Source organism: Acinetobacter sp. 1207_04, from assembly GCF_052850415.1.
In genome coordinates, this window is sequence record NZ_VXCQ01000014.1 from 103,472 (window position 1) to 112,221 (window position 8,750).

At 35.8% G+C, this 8,750-nt stretch carries 8 protein-coding genes; 4 read left to right on the top strand and 4 right to left on the bottom strand.

Translation table 11 applies throughout. From position 1 onward, the window contains the following. Positions 1 to 1,128 (bottom strand): Re/Si-specific NAD(P)(+) transhydrogenase subunit alpha, encoded by a 1,128-nt coding sequence (locus FW754_RS13290; RefSeq protein ID WP_446324895.1) that lies wholly within the window; start codon positions 1,126 to 1,128, stop codon positions 1 to 3. Between the two features lie 1,003 nt (positions 1,129 to 2,131). Here FW754_RS13290 and FW754_RS13295 point away from each other — a divergent pair. Then, positions 2,132 to 3,058 carry a DMT family transporter gene (locus FW754_RS13295; protein WP_409510827.1) on the top strand — a complete coding sequence of 309 codons (927 nt, stop codon included), beginning with the start codon at positions 2,132 to 2,134 and terminating at the stop codon, positions 3,056 to 3,058. A 16-nt stretch (positions 3,059 to 3,074) separates the two neighbouring features. Here FW754_RS13295 and soxR read toward each other — a convergent pair whose 3' ends face one another. Further along, positions 3,075 to 3,566 carry a redox-sensitive transcriptional activator SoxR gene (gene soxR, locus FW754_RS13300; RefSeq protein WP_409510826.1) on the bottom strand — a complete coding sequence of 164 codons (492 nt, stop codon included), beginning with the start codon at positions 3,564 to 3,566 and terminating at the stop codon, positions 3,075 to 3,077. Positions 3,567 to 3,637: 71 nt separating this feature from the next. Here soxR and FW754_RS13305 point away from each other — a divergent pair, with 71 nt between their 5' ends. Both FW754_RS13305 and FW754_RS13310 read left to right on the top strand, forming a co-directional pair. Next, a complete protein-coding gene (locus tag FW754_RS13305) occupies positions 3,638 to 4,075 on the top strand; it encodes a RidA family protein (protein ID WP_409510825.1) in 438 nt (145 codons plus the stop codon). 20 nt (positions 4,076 to 4,095) lie between these two features. Continuing rightward, positions 4,096 to 5,289: an MFS transporter gene (locus tag FW754_RS13310; RefSeq protein ID WP_446324896.1), complete on the top strand. Its 1,194-nt coding sequence runs from the start codon at positions 4,096 to 4,098 to the stop codon at positions 5,287 to 5,289. A gap of 76 nt (positions 5,290 to 5,365) precedes the next feature. Here FW754_RS13310 and FW754_RS13315 read toward each other — a convergent pair whose 3' ends face one another. Beyond that, positions 5,366 to 6,010, bottom strand: a complete 645-nt coding sequence (locus FW754_RS13315; RefSeq protein ID WP_446324897.1) for a hypothetical protein — start codon at positions 6,008 to 6,010, stop codon at positions 5,366 to 5,368. Positions 6,011 to 6,149: 139 nt separating this feature from the next. Continuing rightward, positions 6,150 to 7,232 carry a DUF2939 domain-containing protein gene (locus FW754_RS13320; RefSeq protein WP_446324898.1) on the bottom strand — a complete coding sequence of 361 codons (1,083 nt, stop codon included), beginning with the start codon at positions 7,230 to 7,232 and terminating at the stop codon, positions 6,150 to 6,152. A gap of 997 nt (positions 7,233 to 8,229) precedes the next feature. Here FW754_RS13320 and FW754_RS13325 point away from each other — a divergent pair. Continuing rightward, complete coding sequence (locus tag FW754_RS13325) at positions 8,230 to 8,673, top strand: N-acetyltransferase (protein ID WP_446324899.1); 444 nt, start codon at positions 8,230 to 8,232, stop codon at positions 8,671 to 8,673. The last annotated feature ends 77 nt before the right edge of the window (positions 8,674 to 8,750 follow it).

Consider the following 8,750-nt stretch of genomic DNA (forward strand, 5'->3'; position numbering starts at 1 on the left):
TTAACCACGCTTTAGCAGTACTTGACCACCATGAGTTACTAGAAGTGCTTTTTGAATTTCATCTTCTTGATTCAACACAAATTTTTTCTCTGCATCAAACAAAGTTTCAACGAAATTAAACACGTTACGTGCATACAATGCAGATGCTTCAGTCGACACTGTCGCAGGGATATTTGGAATACCAAGAATCGTGACACCGTTGTCAGTGACAACATTTTCACCGTTCTTAGAACCTTCTACGTTGCCACCCGTTTCTACAGCCATATCTAAAATGACAGAACCCGGTTTCATTTTGGCAACGGTTTCAGCTTTAATTAAACGCGGTGCATCACGACCCGGCAATAAAGCTGTTGTAATCACGATGTCAGCATTTGATACAGCTTTATCAACAATGATCGCTTGATCGCGGATATATTCTTCACCCGGCATCCAACCATAACCATTCTTCGCAGCATCGGCAGCTTTTTGCTTTTCTTCATCCGACATTGGAACGTCTAACCACTTACCACCAAGTGATTCCACCTGATCACGTGCTGTTGGACGTAAATCTGTTGCTTCAACAACAGCGCCTAGACGTTTTGCCGTTGCAATTGCCTGTAAGCCCGCAACCCCCACACCCATGATCACCACACGAGCAGGTTTTACAGTACCTGCTGCAGTCATAAGCATTGGAAACATACGTTGATATTCTGCTGCAGCTAAAAGAACTGATTTGTAACCTGACAAGTTTGCCTGAGAAGACAACACGTCCATATTCTGCGCACGAGATAAAGTACGAGGTAACAACTCAAGCGCAAATGCATTGACTTGTTGTGCCGCAAACTGATCAAGTTCAGTATTACGGTACGGGTCAAACATCGCCACAACTGTTGTATTCGGCGTAAGTTTTTGAATTTCTTCACCCTGAGGAGAACGAACTTTCAAAATAATTTGACTGCCTGTATAGGCATCTTCCGTGATTTTTGCTCCGACCTGTTCATAAGCACTGTCAATGTAAGCGGCTCTTTTACCCGCTCCACGTTCAATGACTACAGTATGGCCAGCGCCAATCAACTTCTTTACTGTTTCAGGTGTAGCAGCGACACGACTTTCACCGACAACAGTTTCCGTTGGGATTCCGATCTGCATGAGCATTCCTCAAGCTAATTTTTCTTCAAGTCAACATCGATAAACGATGCTTTCCTCAGGATATGTTTTTTGTTCAATTTTTGGATTCTAATTGAACTTTTTTAAATTACCACCCAATATTTATTTTATAAATACCTATGTTTTGAACTCATGATTCACAAATATAATTTTACGACATACCTAGTATTCATTTTAGCAATGATGAAAAATAGGGAGCTCTTCATTTCGATTGTTTTTTACAGGAAATTTACCGTGATATCCCACATTCAAACCCACCTATAGCATAAAAATAAGACACCATCGGATGATTAGTTTTGACTTTTATGCCAAAAAAACACCATTTTAAAGATAAAAAATAATCAGTAAATTTACTATTAAAACAGTCAATTTATCGTAAATCTAAAGCTTTTATTTGCATTAATGACATTTAAAGATCAATAAAATGGCTCATAAAAACTAAATTTATTGTTGTATCTTTAGACGAATTGATGGTTCTATATTATTCCATTTTATATTTTCATTAATAAAAAAAAGTACTTATATCACAAGACAGTTTTTCCTCATATTCAAGGAAATAATAATAAAAAATAATTTTGTATTTTTTTGAATGACCATTTTGACAATTGATGATGTTAATTGAATAATGACGTCACATGTGTGTATACGCACCAACATGGCGCAAAATTTCAATACAATATTTTGCACAATTTCAAACACAAGAAGAATCGCATCATTTTGTAACGTTTATTGGGTAAAAATAAGGTTTAAACATGAAAATTTTAATCTTTCGCACAAATAAAGTATCATTTTTGAATTACACCGCAGAAAAAAATCTCTACAGCAAGTTCTTTTTTACATCCATTGCGCATTAAAACCACCTTAAGTTTAATTTTATATTCCATATTTTGATTAAACTGATTCTTTTTTTGCATTTTCCCTCAATCATTCGAACCTTTATACTTAGCTTCAAATCTAGACCATTGCCATTTGCATCGTGAGTCTTATGAAACATCCTTTTTCGAGTATACAACTCGGCTCTATCTTCGCTTTAGGCGCAGCCTTTTTGTTTAGCACCAAAGCGATCTTTATTAAGCAAGCGTACGCACTTTCACCCTTAGTCGATGGAACAGTGCTTATGGCACTGCGTATGGCAAGTGCTTTGCCATTTTTCCTACTCATTTGTTGGCTCAATAGACATCACAATCAAGATATCAAAGCAAAAGACTGGTTTCTCTTGATGGTTGCAGGACTGATTGGTTATTACTTTTCAAGTTGGCTCGATTTTGCAGGACTGATGTATATCAGCGCATCTTTAGAACGGATTATTTTATTCCTTTATCCAACATTAACGGTTATTGCCTCAAGTTTTATTTATAAACAAAAATTACGTCTCAAAAGTATCTTTGCCATTGCGCTCAGTTATGGCGGTACAGTTATTGTGATGCTACAAGAGCAAAGTACTGTGGCACATGAAGGTAATTTTTGGATCGGTGTCAGTTTGGTTTTTGCCAGTGCAGTGTGTTTTGCATCTTACCTCCTGTTAACTCCACGCCTCATTCAAAAATTTGGTTCGTGGAATTATACTGGTCTTGCACTAAGTATTGCCTGTATTGGGACATTAACACACTTTATAATTGCAACACCCAATCCCATAGGGCTGTTATCTCAACTTCCAACAACGGTCATTTGGTATGGCATTGCACTTGGCTTACTCGTCACAGTATTACCAACCATTTTAATTGCACAAAGCATATCTCGTTTAGGCGCCGCACAATCTGCGATGATTGGTTCAATCGGACCAATTCTCACCATTATATTGGCGGTTTCTTTACTGGGTGAACACATGAATATAATTCAATGGTTTGGTTGCCTACTCAATATTATTGGTGTGATGATGATTACACTGTCGAAAAATAAATTGGCAGGCTGACCACCCACAGATTCACCTACTCACCAACAGCTTGATCTGAAATAATCCGATCAAGTTGTAAAAGCATCTTTTGAAAATGTGCGCCTGAAGATTTTTGAGCAAACTGATCATCTGGATTACGCAATGGACATTGTGTTAATGACAAACAGCCACAACCAATGCATTGATCCAACTGTTGCCGTAACTGCAATAGTTGCATAATGTGTTGATCTAATTGCGCTTGCCACTTTTGTGACATGTTTTGCCAGTCTGCCTTAGTGGCCGCTTTATTTCGCGGCAAGACTACAAAGGCTTCTTTGACCTGTTGCAGACTAATACCCACTTGCTGTGCAATTTTAATAATTGCTACTCGTCTTAACATTGCTCTCTGATAGCGCCGCTGATTTCCTTGAGTTCGCACACTCCAAATCAATTTTTTTTCTTCATAAAAACGTAACGTAGCCACAGTGACCCCGCTACGTTCCGCCAATTCACCAATACTAATCCAATGCTGACTTATTTGACTCATAAAACTCTTGACCTCAAGTTAACTTTAGCTTTGAAAATAACAGAGATATGCTATCCACATGAAAAATTGTTATGAAGAATACTTTAAGGTCAACAGCTGAAAATAATACCGCTCTCAATTTTATTAACCCAAATAAACTTTATAATCCGAAACCTTTTGCGTATAGTCATATTGCTGAAGTGCGTAATTTTTCACGCATACTTCACATTTCAGGACAAGGTGGTGAAAACCAACAAGGACTTTTATCAGAAAATTTTACCACTCAGACTCAACAGGCATTTTGCAATATTAAAATCGCACTTATGCAGGTTCAGGCTCAGTTTTCTGATATTGCCGTTTTAAGAATTTTGGTTGTGAATCACACCCCAGAAAAACATCAGTTTTTAATACAGGAAATGCAAAAGCATTGGGGAGAATTAGACTTTCCTGCTTGCACGCTCATTCCTGTTCCGTGTCTTGCCATACCAGGTATGCTCATTGAAATTGAGGCTACCGCTTATTCTATATAACGTATTGCGCAAGGAATTTTATGCAATCTTCTATCGATATCAGTAAAGATCGGTCTTTATTGTGGCTCATGGCCATCGCCTGTGGTTTATGTGCTGGAGCGAATTATTATTGTCAGCCACTCATTCACTCGATTCAACAGTATTACCAAGTTCCCGAATCTCAAGTTGCACTCACAGTCACATTTGCACAAGTATCCTATGCACTCGGTTTATTATTTATTGTCCCTGTCGGCGATATTGTCAATAAAACCCGTTTTATCCCCTTACTTATGCTCGGTGCTGCGGGCGGATTATTACTATGCGCATTTGCAGTCAACTTACCCATGCTTTGGATTGGTACCATCATTACAGGATTATTCTCAGTTGCAGCACAAGTTCTAATCCCACTCGCCACAATGGCTGTGAAGCCTGAAAAAACAGGTGAAATTGTTGGTTTCCTGATGAGCGGCTTATTGGTTGGGTTACTTCTTTCCACAAGTCTTGCAGGGTTATTGTCTGACTTATTCCAATGGAATGTCATTTATTTAGTCAGCGCCGTGATGATGCTTATTTTGGCATTTATGTTGAAGTCACGACTCCCTCAAGTTCCACTGATGAAAATGAGCTACTTTGCTATTTTTAAATCAATGGGTTCACTCATCAAAGCAGAACCAAGATTAATGTATCGTGCGCTTATTGGCGGTTGTGCTTTTGCTGCGATGAGTATTTTATTTTCAACCATTGCAGTACTACTCACATCGGAGCCATTTAAACTGCCTGACGTTATGGTCGGTGTTGCAACGTTGATTGGTGTTTTCGGTGCACTATCGACCACTAAAATTGGGCGAATTGCAGACCGTGGCTATACCTTACAACTGACATGGATTGGCATTGCCGTCCTCGCAATAAGCTGGGTCTTTTTATACTATGGTGGACAGTCATTAATAAGCTACATCTTAGGTTATGGCATTATCAATTTTGGCTTAGCAACCGTTCACAGTAGCAATCAAAATATTATTTTCCGTTTACGTCCCGATGCCAAATCACGTATTAACTCAATTTATATGACAACTTATTTTATTGGTGGTGCATGTGGTTCCGCAGTGGGCGTTTACGCATGGCAACATGGTGGATGGATGATGACGTGTATTGCTGGCATCGGATTGGTTTTTGCCGCTGCATTTTTCTCACTATTAGATACCTTGCATTTAAAACGCATAAAAATAGCTAAATAGACCATTTTAGCTCAATAAAAAAAGCCCTAGACACCCCTCTTGGGCTTTTTTTATTCAAATTATAAAATCAGTAAAATTAACTCACCTGAACAACAGGATAAAAAGGTTGCCCTAAATCTAGACGTTGTGAATTTTCGAGTAAAATATGAATAAAGGCAGGAATCAGTGCAATTAGAATAATACACGCATCTTTCAACTGTTTACGATTTACCGAGCTGTTATAGGTTGCACCGCCATTCATGATTTGGTTACGTAATGTATAAAGACGATTAAACAAAATGATTAAAATTTGAATCGTATCGTATTCTTGTAATGCAAAATTTACTCTTTCCCGCTCAATTTCAAAGTCTTTTTTCCAAGCAGTTTGCGTAATTTTTTGGTTCTGATAATCCCAAAATGGCTGAAACACATAAGGATTTCCAAGAAACAAACGAATAGGTTGACTAAATTTATCCCAAATAATATTGTAAATTTTATGCTCAACATCTGCCCGACAAACTTTATGCATAAAATCTCGAAAGGTTTGCTTATCTTGAATAAAGCCTGAATCTTGTGCATAGATGGCATTAAATGCAACCCACAAACTCATAAATTTCAAATCAAGATCATCATCAAGATCTGTGGCTTTTTTTAACCAACTCAATCCGCGATGAATACGTAAATTAAATTGATCTGTATGATCAGGCTTTTTACTTTTAAAAATCTCTTCTAATACTTGCATAATTTTTCCTTATATTTTCTTATAAATTAGCATATTAAATGAAGTTCCATAGAGATTTACGACTTATTTTTAAACTCAAATATATTTATTTTACTTATTTTTCTCGTTTTAATTTTTACATCAATGACTTCTACTGTGATCACCGAAGTACCACTGAACGACCATAAACATCATCAGGTACATTATAGCCGTACTTCTTAGAAGCCTCTCTCAAAGTTCCATTGAAGTCGCCATGGCATGTTTTCATATAAAGATCAGCAACCGCCATAATACTCATAGGTATAACATTGATATTACTATTGATTGGAAGAATTGTAACCTGATCTCTATACCGCACTGCTGGCTGTTGAATTGAACACCTCACTTGAAATTTACCAGATTTTGTCGACCAATTAATCTGCGAACTATTTCGATCTTTAGTACCTCCGATGAATGATAATTCAACTTCAACATCATTTTCCACTGTATTGAGTGCCTGAAACTCTGTAATTTTTGCAATTGAACATGGATTTTCATAACAAGATTCTATGATTTTTTCTCGTTGTACTTTTGAGAAATTGAACACTGATGCTACTTGTAGGGATGGTGCAGGCTGTTGTCCAACAACAGAAGTCTGAGTGATTGGTAATAATTCAGACTTTTGTGCCTCAGCAAAATTTTGTTTTTGTGTTAAATTTTCTGTAGGTAAATCTAAAATCAATTTATTCACTTTCCAACTTAAACCATCACGATGCATGATCACCTTAAGCATTTTCTCTTGATTAGGCTTCTTCACAGATATTTCAAAAACATTCATTGAAAGATAGCGAGTGCTTGTTTCCATCTTGTCTGACTTGGCTAATCTTTCGCTTGACTGACTATCTTCACTCATTGGACTCATCAAGCCATCTTTAAAAATTTTCCCCTGTAACAGTAGTGTCACCCCTTCGGGTGTCACCATGGTATCTACAACTTTATCGATCATTGTGCTTGCGAACTTTACGCCCAACGCTTGCCATTCATTGGTTTTATCTGTTGCAACATCATTCAGTATTTTAGCTTTAAATTGATCTTTCAAACCTTGACGCACGCTTGGATAGTCAATATATGCCGAAAGCTTCTCGCTATCACCGACCTCGACCGCACTTTTGATATTATTCAACACAAGATAAGGTGATGCATAGAAATAACCACCGATCACAACAACAAGTGCAATGATTACACCCATAATTTTCTTATTCATTTTAATCCCCAATGAATGTAAAGTCTGGCTCCAGTATTCATTCGTTTAGCAAATTGTGTATTTCTAATTGTCTTAAGTGTTTTATCTATTATCGATTGATCTTTATTTTTAGGCAATAAAAAAGCCCTTAAGTCTTATAATGCTTAAGGGCTTTTTTAAATAATTGGTCCCGAGGGTCGGATTAAAAACATAATTTAATTTCAATAACATACACCATTTATGTGTAAGTACGTGTAAGTAAACTCTAGATAGTTGCATCAATTTAACGACAAAAAATAAGCGATGGTCAAAGATAAGTAGGAATAATTTTTAAAATTTCAGGTCATAAAAAAAACAGGTTACTTTAGTTACCAATATTAATATTTACAGTTATCTATATGAATATATTATAGTTATATACTAATTATAAAAGTTACTTTTAGGTTACTTTCGAGTTACCAGTAACCCATTTTTTAGGTTACCATTAGTAACCTACTAACCTTATGATTATTAATAATTAATTTATTTTTTAATTGTCTTAGTAACCCGTGGTAACCTTATAAAAGTTACCAACTATTTTATTAAATATTAATTACTTATATATCATTTTAAAGCTTGGTAACCTAATTCGAACTTTTATTTTTGGACTTATAAAAACAGTAAAATACCTCACATTATTCAATGCCCTTCTCTTTGCATCAAATCGCATCACTTTGCATCAAAACCAATTCATTAAAACGCCTGAAAGCCTTTAAAACATAAGCTTCACACTTGATTTTTGCATGCATCAAAAACGAGACATTTAGTAAATGGGCAGGTGGGAGAGGAGACTGCGTTTGGCTTATGTCTATATTTATTGATATACCAAATTGAACTTATTGAAAATTCTTTAAGATTAAAGAGAGATAACATACTTAAAGTTAAAAAAAATGATAAAAATGAGAGCCTAAAGCTCCCATTATTGATTTCGCATAAGGTGTATTATGTTAATTTTAGAAAAGTTTAAGAGTTAAAGATTATGAGTTCAATAGAAATTAGGCAGGCAAATATTCATGACTTTAGTGATTTAACAGAGATCTGGTTTAATGCATCAGTTAAAGCTCATGATTTTATTCCAGAAATATATTGGGAAAATAATAAAGTACAAATGCAAGATACCTATCTTCCAATGTCAGAAGTTTACCTTGTAGAAAATACAAATAATATTTATGGATTTATTGCTTTAGTCGAAAATACGATAGCTGCAATTTTCGTATCACCTGAACAGCAAGGTAAAGGGATAGGTAAATTACTAATTAATCATGCGAAGGGAATTAGAGACAACTTAGAATTAAATGTATATCAACAAAATACGAATAGCATCAGGTTTTATAAGTCTGTTGGTTTTAAAGTTGTAGAAGAAACCTTAGATGAAGAAACTGAATCAAAAGAGTTTTTAATGCGATGGGATGGAGCTTTTTGAAACCCATTTAACATAATGGGTGTTATACGAAATTTTCAAAAAATATAGTAAAAATGGGAGCTTAAGACTCCCATTTT